This window comes from Alteromonas sp. KUL106, from assembly GCF_009811415.1.
GTDB lineage: Bacteria > Pseudomonadota > Gammaproteobacteria > Enterobacterales > Alteromonadaceae > Alteromonas.
In genome coordinates this window covers 318,840-338,807 of the sequence record NZ_BLIG01000001.1, presented here as the reverse complement: position 1 = coordinate 338,807, position 19,968 = coordinate 318,840, and the positions used below count along the sequence as shown (strand labels likewise).

At 47.2% G+C, this 19,968-nt stretch carries 16 protein-coding genes and 1 pseudogene; 16 read left to right on the top strand and 1 reads right to left on the bottom strand.

What is annotated here, in order from left to right; genetic code table 11:
- Positions 1-13: 13 nt before the first annotated feature.
- Entirely contained in the window at positions 14-1,252 is a 1,239-nt protein-coding gene (locus GVO63_RS01370; protein ID WP_201281858.1) for a dipeptidase, read from the bottom strand.
- 381 nt (positions 1,253-1,633) lie between these two features.
- Between GVO63_RS01370 and GVO63_RS01365 the strand changes: the two are divergent.
- The 16 genes and pseudogenes from GVO63_RS01365 to ftsA all read left to right on the top strand — a co-directional run bounded on the left by GVO63_RS01365 (position 1,634) and on the right by ftsA (position 19,898).
- A pseudogene (locus tag GVO63_RS01365) lies at positions 1,634-2,420 on the top strand (SapC family protein).
- 158 nt (positions 2,421-2,578) lie between these two features.
- Positions 2,579-3,403 carry a putative porin gene (locus GVO63_RS01360; protein ID WP_159577830.1) on the top strand — a complete coding sequence of 275 codons (825 nt, stop codon included), beginning with the start codon at positions 2,579-2,581 and terminating at the stop codon, positions 3,401-3,403.
- Positions 3,404-3,945: 542 nt separating this feature from the next.
- Positions 3,946-4,404 (top strand): division/cell wall cluster transcriptional repressor MraZ, encoded by a 459-nt coding sequence (mraZ, locus tag GVO63_RS01355; protein WP_159493646.1) that lies wholly within the window; start codon positions 3,946-3,948, stop codon positions 4,402-4,404.
- Positions 4,401-5,342, top strand: coding sequence for a 16S rRNA (cytosine(1402)-N(4))-methyltransferase RsmH (rsmH, locus tag GVO63_RS01350; RefSeq protein ID WP_159493647.1), 942 nt, complete (start codon positions 4,401-4,403; stop codon positions 5,340-5,342). Before mraZ ends, rsmH begins: the two co-directional genes overlap by 4 nt.
- Positions 5,339-5,674: a cell division protein FtsL gene (gene ftsL / locus GVO63_RS01345; protein ID WP_159493648.1), complete on the top strand. Its 336-nt coding sequence runs from the start codon at positions 5,339-5,341 to the stop codon at positions 5,672-5,674. Before rsmH ends, ftsL begins: the two co-directional genes overlap by 4 nt.
- Positions 5,671-7,443: a penicillin-binding transpeptidase domain-containing protein gene (locus GVO63_RS01340; RefSeq protein WP_159577829.1), complete on the top strand. Its 1,773-nt coding sequence runs from the start codon at positions 5,671-5,673 to the stop codon at positions 7,441-7,443. The genes ftsL and GVO63_RS01340 overlap by 4 nt, the downstream gene beginning before the upstream one ends.
- A complete protein-coding gene (locus tag GVO63_RS01335; RefSeq protein ID WP_159577828.1) occupies positions 7,433-8,983 on the top strand; it encodes a UDP-N-acetylmuramoyl-L-alanyl-D-glutamate--2,6-diaminopimelate ligase in 1,551 nt (516 codons plus the stop codon). Before GVO63_RS01340 ends, GVO63_RS01335 begins: the two co-directional genes overlap by 11 nt.
- The gene (gene murF, locus GVO63_RS01330; protein ID WP_159577827.1) at positions 8,980-10,389 is read left to right on the top strand and encodes a UDP-N-acetylmuramoyl-tripeptide--D-alanyl-D-alanine ligase; all 1,410 of its coding nucleotides are present in this window, start codon (positions 8,980-8,982) and stop codon (positions 10,387-10,389) included. The genes GVO63_RS01335 and murF overlap by 4 nt, the downstream gene beginning before the upstream one ends.
- Positions 10,383-11,465: a phospho-N-acetylmuramoyl-pentapeptide-transferase gene (gene mraY, locus GVO63_RS01325; protein WP_014950432.1), complete on the top strand. Its 1,083-nt coding sequence runs from the start codon at positions 10,383-10,385 to the stop codon at positions 11,463-11,465. The genes murF and mraY overlap by 7 nt, the downstream gene beginning before the upstream one ends.
- Positions 11,466-11,486: 21 nt before the next feature.
- Positions 11,487-12,953, top strand: coding sequence for a UDP-N-acetylmuramoyl-L-alanine--D-glutamate ligase (murD, locus tag GVO63_RS01320; RefSeq protein WP_159577826.1), 1,467 nt, complete (start codon positions 11,487-11,489; stop codon positions 12,951-12,953).
- On the top strand, positions 12,950-14,359 hold the full coding sequence (ftsW, locus tag GVO63_RS01315; protein WP_159577825.1) for a cell division protein FtsW: 1,410 nt from the start codon (positions 12,950-12,952) through the stop codon (positions 14,357-14,359). Before murD ends, ftsW begins: the two co-directional genes overlap by 4 nt.
- Positions 14,352-15,458 carry an undecaprenyldiphospho-muramoylpentapeptide beta-N-acetylglucosaminyltransferase gene (murG, locus tag GVO63_RS01310; protein WP_159577824.1) on the top strand — a complete coding sequence of 369 codons (1,107 nt, stop codon included), beginning with the start codon at positions 14,352-14,354 and terminating at the stop codon, positions 15,456-15,458. The genes ftsW and murG overlap by 8 nt, the downstream gene beginning before the upstream one ends.
- Positions 15,458-16,903 (top strand): UDP-N-acetylmuramate--L-alanine ligase, encoded by a 1,446-nt coding sequence (murC, locus tag GVO63_RS01305; RefSeq protein WP_159493655.1) that lies wholly within the window; start codon positions 15,458-15,460, stop codon positions 16,901-16,903. Before murG ends, murC begins: the two co-directional genes overlap by 1 nt.
- Before the next feature lies 1 nt (position 16,904).
- Complete coding sequence (locus GVO63_RS01300) at positions 16,905-17,888, top strand: D-alanine--D-alanine ligase (RefSeq protein WP_159577823.1); 984 nt, start codon at positions 16,905-16,907, stop codon at positions 17,886-17,888.
- 2 nt (positions 17,889-17,890) lie between these two features.
- Positions 17,891-18,661 (top strand): cell division protein FtsQ/DivIB, encoded by a 771-nt coding sequence (locus GVO63_RS01295; protein ID WP_159577822.1) that lies wholly within the window; start codon positions 17,891-17,893, stop codon positions 18,659-18,661.
- Positions 18,662-18,668: 7 nt separating this feature from the next.
- On the top strand, positions 18,669-19,898 hold the full coding sequence (ftsA, locus tag GVO63_RS01290; protein ID WP_159493704.1) for a cell division protein FtsA: 1,230 nt from the start codon (positions 18,669-18,671) through the stop codon (positions 19,896-19,898).
- The last annotated feature ends 70 nt before the right edge of the window (positions 19,899-19,968 follow it).

Sequence of the window (19,968 nt, the reverse complement as noted above, 5' to 3'; positions counted from 1 at the left end):
AAGCGTTGCGCGACTAGTGCGCTGCCGCATGGTCTTTCGCATGATCTTCCGCATATTCTTCCACTTGTTGCCAAACACGCAAAAGGTTTCCGCTCAATATCTTCTCGATGTCGGTACGGTTGTAGCCTCTGTTTAGTAACCCCTGAACTAAGTTTGGAAAGCTCGCCACGTCTTTAAGCCCGATAGGCAGTGAATCACCCACGCCGTCGTAGTCTGAACCAATACCTACGTGATCAACGCCAATCAGTTTTACTACGTGATCGATGTGGTCTAGCACTTCATCAAGGGTAGAGTATGGGTAAGGCACTTCCTTGCGATAATTTTCTTCAAAATTCTCTAGCTTAGGGCTGTCTTCACCTTCCTTTTCAACCAACGCTTTGCGCGCAGCGGTCAGGCCGCTTCGCCACTTGTCGGCTTCTTTAGACACAAAGCTAGAACCAAAGTTAATCATGATGACACCGCCATTTTCGCCGAGCTTTTTAATCATCTCGTCGTCCATGTTGCGCTCAAAACCAGGTGTAAAGCGGCGCAGTGAAGAATGTGATGCAATGACTGGCACTTTTGTTAACTCAATGACCTGATAAAAGGCGTCGTCAGACACATGGGAAATATCCACCATAATGCCAATGTTGTTCATTTCGCCCACCAGGGTTTTGCCAAAGGGGCTTAGGCCTTTCCATTTTCTGCGCAGGTCATATGAAGAGTCTGAAATATGGTTTGCTTGACTGTGAGCCAGGGTAATGTAGCGGATACCACGCTCATAGAAAGCCATTAAATTTGCCAGATCACCTTGAATAGGCGATCCATTTTCCATACCCATAGGTAGAGAAATTAACCCCTTTTCAAATTGCGCTTTTACGTCAGAAGGGCTTTTGGCAATGGCAAATTTATCCGGCGCGCGAGCAACAATGGCTTCTACCGAATCGATTAACTCATGAGCAAGCTGTGTAGATTCAGGCGAACTGTCTAAGCTGGCGGGTACGTAAATACTCATAAATGGGGCGTTAAGACCCCCTGACACTGCGCGGGGGTAATCAAAGTCTCCGCCTTCGGTGGCTTTAGTAACATCAACCCATTTCTCTTTGACACGATAGGGGACGTCAATGTGCCCATCTACAATAATGGTTTCTTGCGCGATCTTGATAGCGTTTTCAGATGCTGAATAAGTGGAAGTCTCAGCAAGCACTGAGTGTGAAGCAAAAAGCGCAGAGATAAGTAATGCGCAAGATGAGAGTGGGAAGCGCCCCTTCATAGAAAGTCCTTATGTTGTTTTTTATCGCTTAGGTCAACAGCCCCTAATTAAATAGCAATAAGAGACTAAAGGATATTTCATACCACGACAATAGGCGCTCATTCGCACCGGAATGTTGTCGCAAACCGACAAATTATCGTGAATTGCTCATTTTTAAAGCGTTTGTGCTCGTTTACTTCAAGTTTACATTGCAATAAAAATTTAAAACTTGTTATGGTGAAGACTGCGTGACTTCATTGCGCGAATACGGGATACTCCCAAGCGCTCCGCCAAATATCGATGACAAGTATGCATCAGCGCGGCCGACGTAATTTTTTAGTGGCACCCGCTCTTCTCAAATAATTAAGCCGGGGCCACAGTTAACAAGTATGAGAAATAAATATGGCTATTAATTTTGTACCGCTAGATAAAGAAAAGCATAAAGACCTAAAGGTTGCGGTAAATACATCTTTCAGCTTTGCAAAAAACACACACCTTGCAGCTGCAACAATTCGTGAATTTGCACAACTTGCAGCGACAATGCCGCTAGTTTTCATTGAAGACACCAACGCTAAGCGCCACCACGTGGTGACAATGCTAGGCATGGAACAAGGGCAGAACCTTTTCCTTACAGGTGACAGCTGGAAAGGCCCACACGTGCCAATGAATATTCTTCGCTACCCGTTCGACGTTCGTCCAGACGGCGACAAGCTTGGCGTTTACATTGACGAGAACTCTGACCTTATTTCAGATGAGGGCCAAGCGCTATTCACAGAAGCTGGTGAAGTGAGTGAGTTCCTAGAAAACCGTCAAAAGTTCTTAGCGGACCTTGCTAACAGCGAAATGCTAACGCAGCGTTTTGTAGCGAAAGTGGTGGAACTAGACCTTCTTGATCAGATTCAAATTCGTCTTACTTCAAATTCGTCTTACTTACCAAGATGGTAAGCAGCGTAATGTTACAGGCATGATGAGCATCAACGAGAAGAAACTTCTTGAGCTGCCAGAAGCGCAAGTACTAGAGCTGCACAAGCAAGGTTTCCTAGGCGCTATTTACGCAGTAATGATGTCTGTTGGTCAGCTAAACCGCCTTGTAGAGCTTTCTAACGACACAGAAAACCCAATTCGCAGCATGCAGCTTTCAGCGGTTAAACCAGAGGAAGCACCGGCTGAAGCGGCGCCAAACGCGTAATCGCTCCCTCATTTTGAAGTTTAAAAGCCCGCAAAGTTGCGGGTTTTTTTGTACCTAAAATTCACGTTCAGTTTTCGTCATGTTTCGTTCAGAAACCGTTAAGTTTTAATACCTTATCTTACATGTCGTTCCCAACACATTTTTTAAGGACAAAAGACATGAACTTCAAATCCAATAAGCTTTCAACAACGCTAACTGCACTATCACTCATTACGGCTTCAGTATTTACAGTCTCAGCAGCGCATGCAGCTACGCAAAACGAAGTACAAGTAACTGCCGTTGATTTTGAGGGGCTTGATGACAACCTCTATGGCGCTAAATATATTCGCTACCTCGATGAGGTCAGCGGAAACAGCGGTGCGTACTTAATTAACCCCTATTTACAGCGTGTATCGAGTTTGTCGGGTGGGTACGCTAATTTAGACGGTATCGATGTTTTCAATTTAGGTAGTACATTTTATTTAGACGATACGTGGATGCTGGCGATTGAAGGTGCACATGGCAAGTTCGATGATGAGTTTGTTGACGAAGAGTATACCAATGTAGATTTAAAAGTCGGGTTCAACTTGTCACGAGAATGGCAAATAGGAGCAGGCCTAATGTATCAGCGCCGATCTTATGATTTTAATAACGACGAAGAGCGCTTTAGCGAAAGCGAAAATGAAACTTCGCCGCTTGTTTTTACGCGCTATACAACAGTAGGCAATACAGGTACTGGATGGGACTTTACAGCCCAATACATTGCTGACGATGTTGATGTTCTGTCAGGCAGTGCGCGTTATTTCTTCAGTCCGGGTTTAAGTGTTCAAGGTAGTTATAGCTATACAAACGCCCCAGAGGGTTTTGACAACCTCAAAACGGCAGCCGTGGCGCTTGATTATTGGTTCAATGATCAGTTTTCAGTCTCGGCAAGTTATGAAACGGATATTGATAGCGATATAGACAGCGATGTTGCGTCATTGACAGCGTCGTACCGATTTTAATTCAGGCATTTCATTTTATTTTTATAACGCTGAATAACTGTGAGCTTTCAGCTGAGGTTGAAAGCTCATTTTCTGTTTCATGTGACAATTCTTATTAAAGTAGATGCCCCACTATTGGCATTGTAAAAAGACCGTCTTTGATAGCACGTTAATCACCATGTTGTAACACATCCCAAACTTAAACAAAGGTCCCAATCTATTCGGGATAGGGAAGTGATGATGCGAATATCAGATGCACCCCGATGCTTCAAAACTGCATTTCATCGATAAAAGCGAAGTTTAATTTTGCAACGCTGAGTGTTTTTTAATCTTTTTTATACGCCTTATCATACACTTCCTCAATACACTGTATATCTAACCAGTTTAAACCCAGTATTTATGCGGCTTTCACGCCTTTTTTCTACTTGACAGTGGGGATCATTGATACCTAAACTGTATCTCAGTGGGTAAATGTGGCGAATTGTGGATCAAATCATCATCACTTTGCAGATTAGTACTCAAAAAACAAGAAAACCAAGAGCAAATAATAAAAGGCTAGGGGAATGTTCCGCGGCGCTAACGCAATCAATCTGGATACAAAAGGCAGGCTGGCTATACCGACGAAGTATCGTCAGTCGCTGCTGGATGATTGTCAGGGACAACTGGTCTGCACAGTCGATACACAACAAAGTTGTTTGCTACTTTACCCACTTCCCGAATGGGAAGAGATTGAGCTTAAACTCTCTAAACTTTCAAGCATGATCCCAGCCGAGCGTCGCTTGCAGCGATTGCTACTAGGTTATGCTTCGGAAGGTGAGATGGATAAAAGCGGGCGCATTCTTGTTCCTACTCCACTGCGAAGTTTCGCAAAACTCTCAAAAGAAGTCATGTTAGTTGGTCAGTTAAACAAATTCGAAATTTGGGATGCCGAAATTTGGGCACAACAAGTTGAAGCTGATATAGACACCGAACGCAAAGGCGAATTTGAACTTACCGAACGATTACAGGACTTCTCGCTATGACGCAGCCCAATGAATTTAAACATATTTCAGTACTTCTTGACGAGTGTATTGAGGCGCTTGCGATCAAACCAGACGGCATTTATATCGACGCTACATTTGGGCGTGGCGGCCATTCAGCGCATATTTTAAATGCATTAGGTGATAACGGTCGACTCATCGCTTTCGATCGTGACCCTCAAGCTATTAAAGCGGCAGAGCGCTTCGCCGATGACAGGCGCTTCAGCATTATTCACTCACCGTTTGGGGATATGGCAGAAGAAATCGAAGCGCTGGGGCTCACCGGTAAGATTGACGGTGTGCTTATGGACTTAGGCGTATCTTCACCTCAGCTAGATGATGCAGAACGTGGCTTTAGCTTCCTTCGCGATGGCCCGCTTGATATGCGTATGGATACGTCCCGTGGTCAAAGTGCGGCCGATTGGCTAGCGAGTGCCGAGGAGCAAGATATTACGCAGGTAATCAAAGAGTTTGGCGAAGAAAAGTTTGGCAAACGCATCGCCCATGCCATTGTCAACACGCGCAAAGAAACGCCAATTACCCGTACCGCTCAGCTGGCTCAAATCATTGATGAAGCCGTTCCCGTTAAAGATAAGTTTAAGCACCCGGCTACTCGCGCGTTTCAGGGGATCCGCATTTACATTAATGCAGAGCTTGAGCAACTTCGTGTGGGCCTTAAAGCGGCGACTCAGGTGTTGGCGAAAGAAGGGCGTCTTGCCGTCATCTCGTTCCACTCTCTTGAAGACCGTTTAGTAAAACGTTTTATCAAAGAGCAAAGTAAAGGAAAAGTGGTTCCCCACAATCTTCCCATTACGCAGGCTGAAATAGACGCCGATAAGGTACTTAAAGCCTTGGGCAAAGCGATAAAACCCTCAGAACAGGAGATTGCGAACAACGTCCGCTCTCGAAGTTCGGTATTGCGTGTGGCAGAAAAGCTATGACCAAAGCCACGCCAGACAGGGCGAGCACTAATTTTAAATTACTGCTAATCATTGTTTCAGATTTGACCCGCAACAAGTTGCGGGTTTTGTTGTATTTAATGGTTATTGCAAGTGCCATGGCGGTTACGCTGAGTAGTCACCATAATAGGCAGCAGGTCATCGCACTAGAAGACCTTATGCAAGAGAAAGATGAACTAGATGTTGAGTGGCGTAATCTCGTACTTGAGCAACGCGCGTTGACCGAGCATAACCGCATAGAAAGCCTCGTTGAAAAGCAGTTAGGTATGTATCGTCCAACTGCCGATGATGAAGTAGTAGTGAGGTTGAAATGAGCGTAACAAACACTCGACAGCGTAAGGCCAGCGGCGCAAAGCAAAATGTTACGCCCAGCCTGGTACATTGGCGCTTTGTGGTTGTTCTGATTGTTATTATGCTGGTGTTTAGCATACTGGCAGCTCGGGCTGCCTATATTCAAGTTATTGAGCCAGATGAACTTATTCAACAGGGCGACAACCGCACGCTGCGAACCCGCGACATGCCAACTTATCGCGGGCTTATCACCGATAGAAATGGTGTGGAACTGGCGGTAAGTGTCCCCGTTCGCGCCATTTATGCTGATCCGAAAATTATTCACGAAAACAACGGCTTTGATGAAGAGCGCCGCTGGGAAGCGCTGGCTGATGTACTACGCCAAGACGTCAACGAATTGAAAGAAAAAGTGGCAAATCCTAAACGCCGCTTTGTTTATTTGCAGCGTCAGGTATCGCCTGCCATGGCAGAGTACGTTGATAAATTAGATATTCCGGGTATTTATCTTCGGCGAGAAAGTCGTCGCTACTACCCAACCGGGGAAGTGTCAGCGCAGCTCATTGGCGTAACCGATGTTGACGACACGGGCGTTGAAGGCTTGGAGCGCATGTACAACGAATGGCTAACGGGTACACCAGGCTCTAGAAAAATTCGTCGTGATGCTAAGGGGCGTCAGGTTGAAATTTTGGAAACAAAGTCTGGCGAAAAAGCCGGCGACCTGCAGCTGACTATTGATCAGCGTATTCAGGCGCTTGCTTACAAAGAAATAAAAGAAGCGATGATTTACTATCAGTCAAGCTCCGCTTCGGCCATTGTTATCGATGTGAAAAGTGGCGATGTGCTAGCCATGGTTAACGCGCCGTCGTTCAACCCGAATGATAGAAGCGATATCTCTGCGCACCGAATGCGTAACCGAGTGATTACAGACGCATTTGAACCAGGTTCGGCGTTAAAGCCTCTTGCGGTACTTACTGCATTAGAGTTTGGTGAAGTAGAGCCGGAAGATTCCGTAAATACCCATCCCGGCTGGATGCGCTTAGGCGGTAGCCTAGTAAAAGACTCGCGCAATTACGGCGAGCTGACGCTAGAAGAAATCATTCAGCACTCTTCAAATATGGGGACGTCGAAGCTGGCATTGTCTGTGCCTAAACAGTTCTTGCTTGATACTTATTACAACATGGGATTGATGAGTGATACCGGACTCAACATGGCCGGCGAGAGCAGCGGCATCTTCCATGAACGCAGTCGCTGGTCTGAATTTGAATTAGCCACACTGTCGTTTGGTTACGGGATTTCTGTGACTACGGCACAGCTAGGCCGTCTTTATGCCACATTAGCAAATGGTGGAATTAAAACTCCGCTTAACATCATCAAAACGCCTGAGCAACCTTCTTGGCAAGGACAGTCTGAGCGCGTAATAAGTGAAGAGAATGCAAATGCCATCGTGCAAATGATGGAGAGCGTAACGCAGCGCGGTGGTACAGCAACGAAAGCTGCGGTACCTGGGTATCGCGTAGCAGGTAAAACGGGCACGAGTCGCAAGGCGGTGGCCGGCGGTTACGGTGAAGAGTACGTCAATATTTTCGCCGGTATTGCACCCGTGTCTGACCCAAGGTTAGTCACCATTGTATTGATAAATGAACCAGGCGGCGATTTGTATCACGCTGGGGATACCGCAGCGCCTGTTTTTTCTGCAATCATGGGGGGAGCGTTACACATGCTAAACGTTACGCCAGATGATAAACAGGTGACCTCAAGTCGCTTATTGAAAGGAGGTCAAAGTGGTAGTTAGTGCCTTTGTTCAAAGTATAAAAGCCTTGTTGGAAAAATTCGGTGTAGACGCCCCTGACATCCGCATTGAAGGCTTAACGCTGGATAGCCGAGAAGTGAATACGCGATTGGCGTTTGTTGCAGTAAAAGGACATGAACGCGATGGCCGAGATTTTATACCCCAAGCAATAAGTTTAGGGGCCCGTGTAATTCTGGCGCAAACTGACGACAGTAGTGCCCATGGTCACATGGAGATGCGAGATCACAGTGTCATCATTTCACTGTATGAACTTCCGCAAATGCTTTCCGCGCTGGCAGCTGCGTTTTATGACTACCCTGCACAAAAAATGACGACGGTAGCGGTAACGGGGACGAATGGGAAAACCTCTACAGTTCAACTGCTTACGCAAATAAAAAGCGCATTGGGTACCCGCAGCGCAAGCATCGGAACCCTGGGAAGCAGTGTATTTGAAGGTGATGAAACCCAGTGGTCAAACACACCTGCTGCAAACACAACGCCCGATGCCATACGTATGCAGTATTTGTTGGCAGACTTTGTGCAGAGTGAAGTGCGCCATACGGCCTTTGAAGCCAGTTCTCACGCGTTGGTTCAAGGGCGACTAGGTACAGTAAAAACGGATATAGCAATTTTCACGAACCTAACGCGAGACCACCTCGATTATCACGGCACGATGGAAGAGTACGGTAATGCGAAACGTTTGCTACTTCGTCAACCGGGTTTAAAAACCGTTGTGTTAAACGCAAATGATGATGAGAGCGCAAAGTGGGATGGTGCTGCAGATAAAGCAATTGTGCGGGTGTGGACCGGCATTGATAACAGTACAGATGCGGCGTTATTAAACGTCCACAACACTCCTCAATGTCGCCATTGTTTCGCCACAAATGCGTCTTATCATGCCGGTGGATGTGGCTTTAAGCTTGTCAGTTCGTGGGGAACTGCCGCTATTTCGCTGCCACTCTTTGGAAAGTTCAATATTAGCAATGTGCTTTGCGCTATGGGTGCATTATTGGCTGAAGGTGAACGTTTTGACGCAGTCGTTAAAGCGGTCAACGCTATCACTCCGGTACCTGGGCGAATGGAAGTATTTCCTGTCACCGGTGCTGCCAACATCGTGGTGGATTATGCGCATACACCAGATGCATTAGAGAAAGTGTTGCTGAGCGCCAAATTCCATACAACAGGCAAAGTTTGGTGTGTATTCGGATGTGGTGGAGACCGGGACAAGGGGAAACGGCCTTTAATGGGGCAGGCTGCGGAGTCAGGTGCTGACGCTATTGTGATCACCACAGACAATAGCCGTAGTGAGAGTCCTGAGTCTATAGCAAAGGATATTGTAGCGGGCTTAAAGAACGCCGACCTAGCGGTGTCTATTCCTGATCGCGAACAAGCAATCCGCTATTGCCTTGAGCATGCACAAGAAAGCGACATCATCATTGTGGCCGGCAAAGGCCATGAAGATTATCAAATTATCGGTGACAAAAAGACTAACTATAACGAACGTGCAGTTGTGGCGCGATTGCAACAGGAGTACAGCAAATGATAACAACAACGCTGTCATGGATAGCCGAAAAGGTTAACGGCAAATTAATTGGTAATGCCGCTGAAACAGAAGTGTCTTCGGTGAGTACCGATACACGAACGTTAGAAGAGGGCGCGGTATATTTAGCGCTTAAAGGGCCAAATTTTAACGGCCATGACTTTATCGAAACCGCTGAAAAAGCGGGAGCAAGTGCGGTTATTGCAAGTGAAGACGTAACGACCACGCTACCGGTCATCATGGTGAAAGATACCAAAGAGGCATTAGGTTCCTTAGGCGCGGCGGTTAAAGCCCATGTTGCACCTAAAACCATTGCCATAACCGGAAGTAGCGGTAAAACCACGGTCAAGGAAATGTGTGCGGCTATTTTGGCCCGCAGAGGCAGTGTTTTGGCGACAAAGGGCAACTTCAATAACGATATTGGTGTACCGCTTACTTTGCTTCGTTTAGAGCCTCAACACGAATATGCAGTGATGGAACTGGGCGCCAATCATTTAGGTGAAATTGCTTATACTACCGGGCTGGTGAAGCCAGATGTCGCGACGATTGTAAATGCTGCAGCCTCACATTTAGAAGGCTTTGGCAGCTTGTTTGGTGTAGCACGAGCAAAAAGTGAAATATTCAACGGGCTGGGTAGCGATGGCGTAGCCGTTGTCAACATAGACAGTCAGTTTGCCGAGTTTTGGCAAGGTAAACTCAAACACACTAAAACGATGACGTTTTCGCCTCAGCAAAAAAACGACGCCGACTTCAAAGCGCAAGATATAACCATTGGGTTGGATGGGTGTGCCGCATTTCTGTTGGTTTGCCCGCAGGGAGAGATGGCTATACAACTCACTATTCCCGGTGTTCACAATGTGGGTAATGCCCTGGTTGCTGCTGCGCTAACGCTACACGTTGGTGCGACACTGGAAAATGTGCGTGATGGCTTACTTGCCATGAAGCAAGTTAGCGGTCGCTTAAATGTAAAACAACTCACCGAACAAGTGCGGTTATTAGACGATACGTATAACGCTAATGTGGCGTCAGTAAACGCAGCAATTGATACGCTTAGCAGCTTTTCAGGCATTCGCATCCTCGTTCTAGGCGACATGAAAGAATTGGGTGAACAATCCCGTTTTTATCATGAGCAAGTGGGTGAATATGCAAAACAAAAAGGCATAGATTACCTGTATACCATGGGCGTTTTGAGTCAGTCTGCTAGTGCGGTGTTTAATGAAAATAGTGGCCATTTCAGCGATGTTGAAAGTTTGTTGGCCGCAATGGAGCGTGATTTGTTAGTGCATCAGCGCGATATTTCAATATTAGTTAAAGGTTCACGCAGTTCCAAAATGGAGCGCGTGGTAGAGGCGATTGAGGCCTCTACGCTGGGAAAGCACGATAGCCGTCGGGAGCGAATAGCATGTTAATTTGGCTCGCCGACTGGCTGACACAATTCGACTCTGGATTTAACGTATTTTCATATCTTACGCTTCGCGCTATTTTGAGTACGTTAACAGCCTTGCTTATTGCCATACTCATTGGCCCTAAGATGATTCGTTATTTGCAGCGTATGCAAATAGGGCAAACCGTGCGTGACGATGGCCCGCAAAGTCATTTATCAAAATCAGGCACGCCTACTATGGGCGGTTTGCTCATACTGGCAGCCATTGTTGTAAGTGGCCTGCTATGGGCAGACCTGACCAACCGTTATGTATTGGTCACCCTTACTGTGGTTGTGGCCTACGGAATAATTGGTTTTGTTGACGATTATCGAAAGGTTATACGCAAAGACTCAAAAGGGCTTATCGCCCGTTGGAAGTACTTCTGGCAATCCGTTGTCGCGCTAGGCGTTGCGTTCTATCTATACAGCAGTGCAACGATAAGCGCTGAAACCTCGCTATTGGTGCCCTTCTTCAAAGAAGTGTTTCCGCAACTCGGTGCGTTTTTCATCATTATTACTTACTTCGCTATTGTAGGTACAAGCAATGCAGTAAACCTTACGGATGGCTTGGATGGCTTGGCTATAGTGCCTACTATTTTGGTGGCAGGGGCATTCGCCATATTTGCCTATGTGACCGGTAATGCAAACTTCGCTGAGTATCTGAATATTCCTCACATTCCGCTTACCAGTGAATTGGTCATCGTGTGTACCGCCATGGTGGGTGCGGGTTTAGGTTTCTTATGGTTTAACACTTACCCCGCTCAAGTATTTATGGGTGATGTTGGCTCACTCGCGCTTGGCGGCACCTTAGGTGTACTTGCTGTATTGGTGCGCCAAGAACTGGTGCTAATCATTATGGGTGGTGTATTTGTTATGGAGACTCTGTCGGTCATTCTTCAGGTGGGCTCTTATAAATTGCGAGGCCAGCGTATTTTCCGCATGGCACCTATTCACCATCATTATGAGTTGAAGGGTTGGCCAGAGCCGCGGGTTATCGTGCGCTTTTGGATCATTTCTATCATTTTAGTCTTGGTGGGTCTTGCCACCCTCAAACTCAGATAAGCGGTTAAGAGATAAACAGTAATGTCGTATAACGTACGTGAGCATAGTTATGTAGTCGGTGGCCTGGGTATAACAGGTCAGGCTTGCGTGCGCTTCTTGTTGCAAAAACGGGCAACAGTGAAAGCGTTTGATACCCGTGCTAATTTTACCGCGCCTACAGACCTTGATACTGACATGCAAGCTTTCATGGCAAAGAAGGTCACCTGCAGTACGCTAAGCGAAGCTTACTTTGATGGCGTTGACACTTTGGTGTTAAGCCCGGGTCTTGCGTTAAACATTGAACAGGTTGCTCTGGCAAAATCCTGTGGCGTAGAAATCATTGGTGATGTAGAGCTCTTTGCCCGTTTAAATAAATCTGAAAACAGCAACACGCGTCCTAAACGTGTTGTCGGCATAACCGGGTCAAACGGTAAAACCACGGTCACCTTATTGGTGAACCACTTACTTAACGCCTGTGGCGTAAAAAGTATTGAAGCGGGTAACGTAGGTCGGCCTGTGCTTGAAGCGCTGGAGAGCGATGTAGATGTGGTGGTGATGGAGCTATCGAGCTTTCAACTAGAAACTACGTCCAGTCTAGTACTTGAGGCTGCCACTGTGCTCAATATTTCTGATGATCATCTAGACCGCCACGGTACCCTTGAGGCCTATATTGATGCCAAACATCGCATTTTTGATAACGCAAAATCTGCGATTGTATGGCGAGACGGTGAGTTTGTGGCACCTGATGAGCGCGTTGTAGATGAAGCGTCAGGGAATGCTCTACTAGGCAGAGACTTCCAAACGCCTCAAAATATTATTGAGTACGGTTTAGGCGAGTCGTCTACAGGGTTTGCGATTGCGCCATGCGATAGTAGCGGCGCTGCCTTTGATGATACACAACCCCTTTGTATGACGTTTAACGGTGAAACGCTTATCGCCCTTAGCGATATTCATTTAGCCGGCATGCATAATGTGCTAAATGTCATGGCCGCATTAGGCATCTGCCTTCAGCTAGGTGTCTCGCCAGAACTCGCCGTTAAACACATTCATAGTTTTCAATCTGCACCTCATCGCTGTGTGGAAATAGCCTGCATAAACGACGTTCGCTATATCGACGATTCTAAGGCAACCAATATTGGCGCTACCGTAGCGGCCCTTGAAGGAATAGGCCCTACCATAAAGGGTAAGCTTATTCTTATAGCTGGTGGTGACGCAAAAGGTGCTGATATGGGGAATCTTACACCTTATTTAAACCAGCACGTTTCCCATGTGTTTGCCTTGGGCAAAGACGCGCAGTTGTTTGAAAAGAGTTTTGCACATACTACGCGTGTGGCAACCATGAAAGATGCCGTCGAGGCCGCAGCAAGACTTGCTGCGCCTGGCGATGTCGTGCTGCTTTCGCCTGCGTGCGCAAGTTTAGATATGTTTAAGAACTACATGCATCGCGGTGACGTGTTTAAACAAAATGTACACGATGTTCACAATGTCGCTATGGAGGACGCATCATGATGGCTGCCTCTACCAAACTTAGCGCATTATTTGCCGCGAAGCACGATGGGCAGCCTTCTGCAACGCACCCTTACGACGTGACGCTTATTTTAATTGCGCTCGCATTAATGAGCATTGGTGTTGTTATCGTAACCTCCGCGTCAATGCCGGTGGCCGACAGACTGCACGGCAATCCCTTCTATTTTGCTATTCGCCACGGTATTTATATCGTGTGTGCTTTGACGGCTGCAATGATAACCCTTCAACTGCCGATGCAGTTTTGGCGTACCACTAACCCGTATCTGTTACTCGCGGCGATTGCGCTGCTCGTAGCAGTATTGCTTGTCGGTCGAACGGTGAACGGCAGTACCCGTTGGTTAGTCATCGGGCCTATTACCGTGCAAGCCGCAGAACCAGCTAAACTCTATTTTTTCGCTTATCTGGCAGGGTATCTAGTACGCCGATACGAGGAAGTTACCGAGAACCTAAAAGGATTCATTAAGCCACTTGTGGTGTTCTTTGCGTTAGCGATGCTGTTACTGCTACAGCCAGATTTAGGTACCGTCGTTGTGATGTTTGCAACCACAATTGGCCTGTTGTTTTTAGCAGGTGCGCGACTATGGCAGTTTTTTGCATTGGTGTTTGCGGGCATATTGGCCGTTGTAGCGCTCATAGTATTTGAAGAATACCGACTAAAGCGAGTGACTTCATTTTTAGACCCGTGGGCTGATCCATTCGGCGCGGGCTATCAGCTAACGCAGTCTTTAATGGCTTATGGACGCGGAAACTGGTTTGGCCAAGGCCTCGGCAACAGCCTGCAAAAGCTGGAGTTTTTGCCAGAAGCACATACGGACTTTGTTATGGCTATCTTGGCCGAGGAGCTCGGTTTCGTTGGTGTACTCGCAGTGCTAGGTCTAATTCTATGGATGGTGCTGCGCGCGTTAAGTATTGGCAACAAGGCCTTAGAAAAAGGGCGCGCGTTTGATGGTTATCTCGCCTACAGTATTGGCATCTGGTTTAGTTTCCAAACGGCGGTAAACATTGGCGCAAGCGCCGGTATTCTGCCTACAAAAGGTCTTACGCTGCCGTTAGTCAGTTACGGCGGGTCATCACTTATCATAATGTCTGTAGCGGTGGCCATATTGCTTCGTATCGATTTTGAACTGCGCGTTGACGGTGTACAGGCGATAGGGCGAGGCGATGGTAAAGACGGCAGGAATAAAGCGCGCAGGAAAAAACCGATATCGTCAAGCGCAGCTCAATCTAAATCATCAGCCAATCCTCAAGATAACGCCGATGAAGATGATTTTTCCACCGCAACGGTTGTAGCTAAGCCTGCGCAAAAAACAGCGAGTCCGGAAGATGAGGGCAAAGCTGGCATCAAGGCCATACTTGCGCGTGTAGCGCAGGAGGCAGACAATGGCTAAGCGTTGTTTGATTATGGCGGGTGGAACAGGCGGACACGTTTTTCCTGGTCTTGCGGTGGCCACTGCCCTACGAAGTGAAGGATGGGATATTCATTGGCTTGGCACCGCCGAGAGGATGGAAGCGCAGGTTGTGCCTAAACACGACATTCCGATTCACTTCATTCCTGTGAAAGGACTGCGCGGCAAGGGAATGTCAGCACGTTTTGAGGGCGCAATTGCCTTAGTGAAAAGCTTGTTTTCGGCAAGACGAATCATCAAACGCGTTCAGCCGGATATCGTTGTCGGATTTGGAGGCTATGCAAGCGGTCCAGGTGGCGTTGCAGCAAAAAGCTTGGGTATCCCCGTGATTGTGCATGAACAGAATGCAGCGGCAGGCATGACGAATAAGCTACTCAGTAGAATTGCAAGCCGCGTGCTGCTTGGTTTTAACGATGCAAAAGAACAATTTCCAGGTGCTGCTGACAAAGTACATACTGTCGGCAACCCTGTTCGCGACGAAATTTGGCAAGTTATGCCAAAAGCTGTGGACAGTAATGCAGACAGCAGCGCGACTAAACATGGTCTGAATATGCTTGTTGTAGGCGGTAGTTTAGGCGCGCAGATTCTCAATGAAACCGTTCCTGAAACCTGCGGTGTTCTAGAAGGGTTATCAATAAAGCATCAGTGCGGAAAAGGTAACAGTGAAAGTGTGATCAAGGCTTATACATCGGCAGGGGCTGATATGTCGAAAATTGATATAAGCGATTTTATCGATGACATGGCCGAAGCTTATGAGTGGGCAGATTTTATTGTATGTAGAGCCGGTGCGCTTACGGTGAGTGAGGTCGCAGCATCTGGACGCGCGGCTATTTTTGTCCCGCTACCATTTGCGGTTGACGACCACCAAACGAAAAATGCGCAGTCGTTAGTGAAGCAAAATGCGGCACTGATGATTGCACAGTCAGTGTTAAAAGAAAATTTAGGGCAGGCAGTGCGTCAGTGGTTACAACACCCTGAAAACTGCTTGAAAATGGGGGCTATTGCGAAAACATGCGCAAGCACTCATGCCACGGAAAATGTAGTGAGCCACGTTAAAAGCGTGGTAGGAGTAGGGGACTAATGGTTTTTAAAACCCCATTTGAAAGCCCGCAAATGCGCAGGGTGAAAAATATATTCTTTATTGGCATCGGCGGTGCCGGTATGGGCGGTATAGCTGAAGTATTGCTAAACGAAGGTTATGCAATTGCTGGCTCTGACATTCAAGAGGGGCCAATGACTCAGCGCTTAAGTGAGTTAGGTGCGGATGTCAAAATTGGCCATCGTGCGGAAAATGTGGAAGGCATGGACGTTATTGTGGTGTCTAGCGCCATTAACGAGCATAACCCAGAGATTATCGTTGCACGTGACAAGCGTATCCCGATCATACGTCGCGCAGAAATGCTGGCTGAGTTGATGCGATTCCGTCACGGTATTGCGGTGGCGGGTACCCACGGTAAAACGACCACAACCAGTTTGATTTCGACGATTTTTGCGGAAGCAGAGTACGATCCTACGTTTGTGATTGGTGGTTTGCTAAATAGCGCCGGTACGAATGCACGCTTAGGTAAAAGTCGTTATCTCATTGCCGAGGCTGATGAGAGTGATGCGTCGTTCCTTCATTTGCAGCCAATGGTATCGGTAGTAACCAATATTGAAGCCGATCACATGGATACCTATGGCGGCGATTTCTCGAAGGTAAAAGATACCTTTGTTGATTTCTTGTCTAACCTGCCGTTCTACGGTCAGGCCATTGTGTGTGGAGACGATGCAAATATTCAAGAGATTCGCCCGCGTATTGGCCGAAGTATTCTTACCTATGGCTTTGAGTCTCACAACGACTATCGCGCAGAGAATGTTTCACTGTCATTCGGTAAAGCGAATTTTACCGTGATTCGGCCAGAACATGAGCCGTTAGATATTACGTTGAACCTCACCGGCAACCACAATGTGCTAAACGCCCTTGCAGCCATCGCGGTAGCGACAGACGAAGGTATAGACGATGATGCTATCATTCGTGCGTTGGCCAGCTTTGGGGGAATAGGTCGCCGATTCGAGCAGCTAGGTACGTTTAATACCAGTAAAGGTGAGGTTTGTTTGGTTGATGATTATGGCCATCATCCAACTGAAGTGAAGGCGACGATTGCTGCGGCCCGTGCAAACTGGCCTGATAAGCGCTTGGTCATGGTGTATCAACCTCATCGCTTTACGCGTACCCGCGACCTCTATGAAGATTTTGTCGATGTGCTATCCAGCGTCGACGCACTGTTGTTGCTTGATGTTTACGCTGCTAGTGAAAAGCCTATTGAAGGCGCTGACAGTAAAGCGCTATGCCGTTCCATTCGTCAGCGCGGTCAAATAGAGCCTGTATACGTGGGTGACAAAGACGCGTTACCTGCTATTTTGGCGAACATCATGCAGGACGGCGACATTGTAATGACGCAAGGCGCAGGTAATATCGGACAAATTGCTAAGCTTCTAGCACGTCACGCGCTTGAGCCGACAACACTTGCACAGGAAGGGGAATAAGATGTCTATACCTTCAGTAAGTCTTCACTCACAAAAAACGCATTCGCCTAGCGAATATGGAAAAGTTGCGGTGCTGTTTGGCGGCGACTCAGCAGAGCGCGAGGTATCGCTGAAATCGGGAAGTGCAGTGTTAAATGCGCTGTTAAGACAAGGTGTCGATGCGTTTGCGTTTGACCCAGCAGAGCGCCCGCTTACCGACCTTCTCGAACTAAATGTTGATAGAGCGCTCATTATGCTCCACGGTCGCGGCGGTGAAGATGGCTCTATGCAAGGAGCCCTTCAGTTCCTAAAAATACCCTATACGGGAAGCCGTGTTTTAGGTTCTGCACTGGCGATGGACAAAATTCATACTAAGCAAGTATGGCAAAGTTTGGGCTTACCTACTGCAAAATATGAAATTGCTGATAAAAGGCACTTTGAAGCTGGTAAGTGCAGCGCTATAATGGATAAATTGGGGAATGAAGTCATGGTAAAACCGGCCAGAGAAGGGTCGAGTATTGGCATGGCAAGAGTGACAAGCGCTAAACAGCTCGAAACTGCCATTCAGGACGCCTTTAAATACGATAACCAAGTCCTGTTAGAGCAGTATATAGATGGCCCTGAGTTCACTGTTTCTGTACTACAGGGGCAGGCGTTGCCATCTATTCGCATGTCCACTCCACATACGTTCTATGATTATGCTGCCAAGTATCAGGATAATACAACGGAATACTATTGCCCAAGCGGCTTGTCTGAAGAGCAAGAGACACAGCTAGCAAAACTAGCATCTCGTGCTTTTGACGCTATTTCTGGCAGCGGCTGGGGTAGAATTGATGTCATGCAGGACAACCAAAGGCAATTTTATTTGCTAGAGGCAAATACGGTTCCTGGCATGACAGAAAAAAGTTTGGTGCCAAAGGCGGCCAAAGTTGCAGGATTGACCTTTGACGAACTGGTACTAAGTATTCTTTCTACCAGTTTCGATGACGTTGCAAACAAGGCGTAAACGTGGCTGATACCAATGCTAATCAGAATAAGCCAGCTTCTGTGAAGGGCGGCAAAAGCAAGGCAACAGTGTGGGGCGGCGTCGCTTTCTTACTGTGTGTTATTGCGGGATTAGTATTTGGTGGGTTGAAAGCAAACCAGTATTTGCAAGACGAACAGCAAATGCCGGTGCAGGTTATCGATTTTTCTGGGGACTACCAGCACATCGATATTACTAAGCTAGAGCGTTTAATACGTAAAGCTCAGCCTGGAAGCTTTTTTGCACTTGATGTCAACGAAGTGTTTGAACTTGTTGAGGCGCAGCCTTGGGTATATCGCGCGTCAGTAAGAAAAAAGTGGCCAAATACATTAAAAATTTATTTGGTCGAGCAACAGCCGGTTGCGCAGTGGAATGACGATTTGTTGTTGAATCCTTACGGCGATACGTTCAACGATGAGGGCGTGAAGCTTGAACTTCCTCGCCTGTATGGGCCGGGCGGCAGCGAAAAAACCGCGCTTGAAGGGTATAACGCCATGCATGCGTTAATGGCGACAACGGATATGACGTTAGATGAGTTGTCGCTGAGCGAGCGGTTTGCATGGCAAGTGCAGTTGAAAAACGGCATTAAATTGAATTTAGGGCGTCAAGAGTTTATCGATAGGCTACAACGGTTTATTGATGTTTATCCACTTTTGGCGCAACAAGAGAAGGCGGTGAAATACGTCGACCTTCGCTATGACACGGGCGTAGCAGTTGGATGGAAAGACGACAGCGCCACAGATGAAGAGAGTTAAGGAAACCATGTCAAAACCTGCTGAACGCAATTTGATTGTAGGACTAGATATCGGCACCAGCCAAGTTAAGGCTGTGGTGGGTGAATTACTAGAAGACGATCAGATCAGTATCGTTGGCGTGGGCACCCATGCATCAAAAGGCATGGATAAGGGCGGCGTTAACGATTTGAACTTGGTGGTGAAGTCGGTACAGCGTGCGGTAAACGAGATGGAGTTAATGGCGGATTGCCGTGTGTCTTCAGTTTTCATGTCTATCTCGGGGCGCCACGTTAAATGTCAAAATGAAAATGGCATGGTACCGATTAACAACCAAGAAGTAACACAAGAAGATGTAGACAATGTGATTCATGCGGCTCGCAGCGTGCCTATTGCCGCTGAACGTCGACTGCTACATGTGTTACCCCAAGAATTTACCATTGACGTACAAGAAGGAATTAAAAACCCGATAGGCATGTCTGGCGTGAGAATGGAAGCCGACGCGCATATTATTACTTGTGCCGACGATATGGCGAAAAACATGGTGAAATGCGTTGAGCGTTGTGAGCTTAATGCTGACCAACTCATATTTTCAGCGTTAGCTTCAAGCTATGCGGTGCTGACTGATGATGAGCGTGAGCTTGGCGTATGTGTGGTAGACATTGGTGGTGGTACTATGGATATCGTTATTTACACCGATGGTGCAATACGTCATACGGCAGTAATACCGGTTGCGGGTAACCAAATTACCAGTGACATTGCAAAAATATTTAGAACACCTATTAGCAATGCGGAAGAAATTAAGGTGAATTACGCCTGTGCATTGAAAGATATGGTGAGTATGGAAGATAGCATTGAAGTACCTAGTGTGGGCGGTCGCCCGGCTAGAGTCATGTCTCGCCATACGCTGGCTGAGGTCATTGAACCTCGCTATCAAGAGCTTTTTGAGCTGGTACATGATGAAATTCGTGCCAGCGGTCTGGAAGAGCAAATCGCAGCAGGTCTTGTACTTACTGGCGGTACCGCTAAGATGGAAGGTGCCGTGGAATTTGCCGAAGAACTTTTCCAGATGCCCGTGCGCGTGGGCAAACCCATCAATGTAAAAGGCTTGTCCGAATATGTTGATGATGCTGGCTTTGCAACGGTCGTAGGACTGCTGCAATATGGCAAAGTACAATCTGATAATAAGAAGTCCAGTACGCAGAAAACCGGTGAAAGCTTATTTCATCGAGTGCAAAGCTGGTTTAAAGGTGAATTTTAATTTTATTTTGGGGGCGCTATAGCTACGGCATTAAGGCTAGCAGGAAGCAATTAGCCTAAGGGAATGACCT

Bases quoted from the DNA above. Each gene is read 5' to 3' on its own strand.
- GVO63_RS01370 (WP_201281858.1), bottom strand. From the start codon at position 1,252: ATGAAGGGGCGCTTCCCACTCTCATCTTGCGCATTACTTATCTCTGCG.
- GVO63_RS01360 (WP_159577830.1), top strand. From the start codon at position 2,579: ATGAACTTCAAATCCAATAAGCTTTCAACAACGCTAACTGCACTATCA.
- mraZ (WP_159493646.1), top strand. From the start codon at position 3,946: ATGTTCCGCGGCGCTAACGCAATCAATCTGGATACAAAAGGCAGGCTG.
- rsmH (WP_159493647.1), top strand. From the start codon at position 4,401: ATGACGCAGCCCAATGAATTTAAACATATTTCAGTACTTCTTGACGAG.
- ftsL (WP_159493648.1), top strand. From the start codon at position 5,339: ATGACCAAAGCCACGCCAGACAGGGCGAGCACTAATTTTAAATTACTG.
- GVO63_RS01340 (WP_159577829.1), top strand. From the start codon at position 5,671: ATGAGCGTAACAAACACTCGACAGCGTAAGGCCAGCGGCGCAAAGCAA.
- murF (WP_159577827.1), top strand. From the start codon at position 8,980: ATGATAACAACAACGCTGTCATGGATAGCCGAAAAGGTTAACGGCAAA.
- mraY (WP_014950432.1), top strand. From the start codon at position 10,383: ATGTTAATTTGGCTCGCCGACTGGCTGACACAATTCGACTCTGGATTT.
- murD (WP_159577826.1), top strand. From the start codon at position 11,487: ATGTCGTATAACGTACGTGAGCATAGTTATGTAGTCGGTGGCCTGGGT.
- ftsW (WP_159577825.1), top strand. From the start codon at position 12,950: ATGATGGCTGCCTCTACCAAACTTAGCGCATTATTTGCCGCGAAGCAC.
- murG (WP_159577824.1), top strand. From the start codon at position 14,352: ATGGCTAAGCGTTGTTTGATTATGGCGGGTGGAACAGGCGGACACGTT.
- murC (WP_159493655.1), top strand. From the start codon at position 15,458: ATGGTTTTTAAAACCCCATTTGAAAGCCCGCAAATGCGCAGGGTGAAA.
- GVO63_RS01300 (WP_159577823.1), top strand. From the start codon at position 16,905: ATGTCTATACCTTCAGTAAGTCTTCACTCACAAAAAACGCATTCGCCT.
- ftsA (WP_159493704.1), top strand. From the start codon at position 18,669: ATGTCAAAACCTGCTGAACGCAATTTGATTGTAGGACTAGATATCGGC.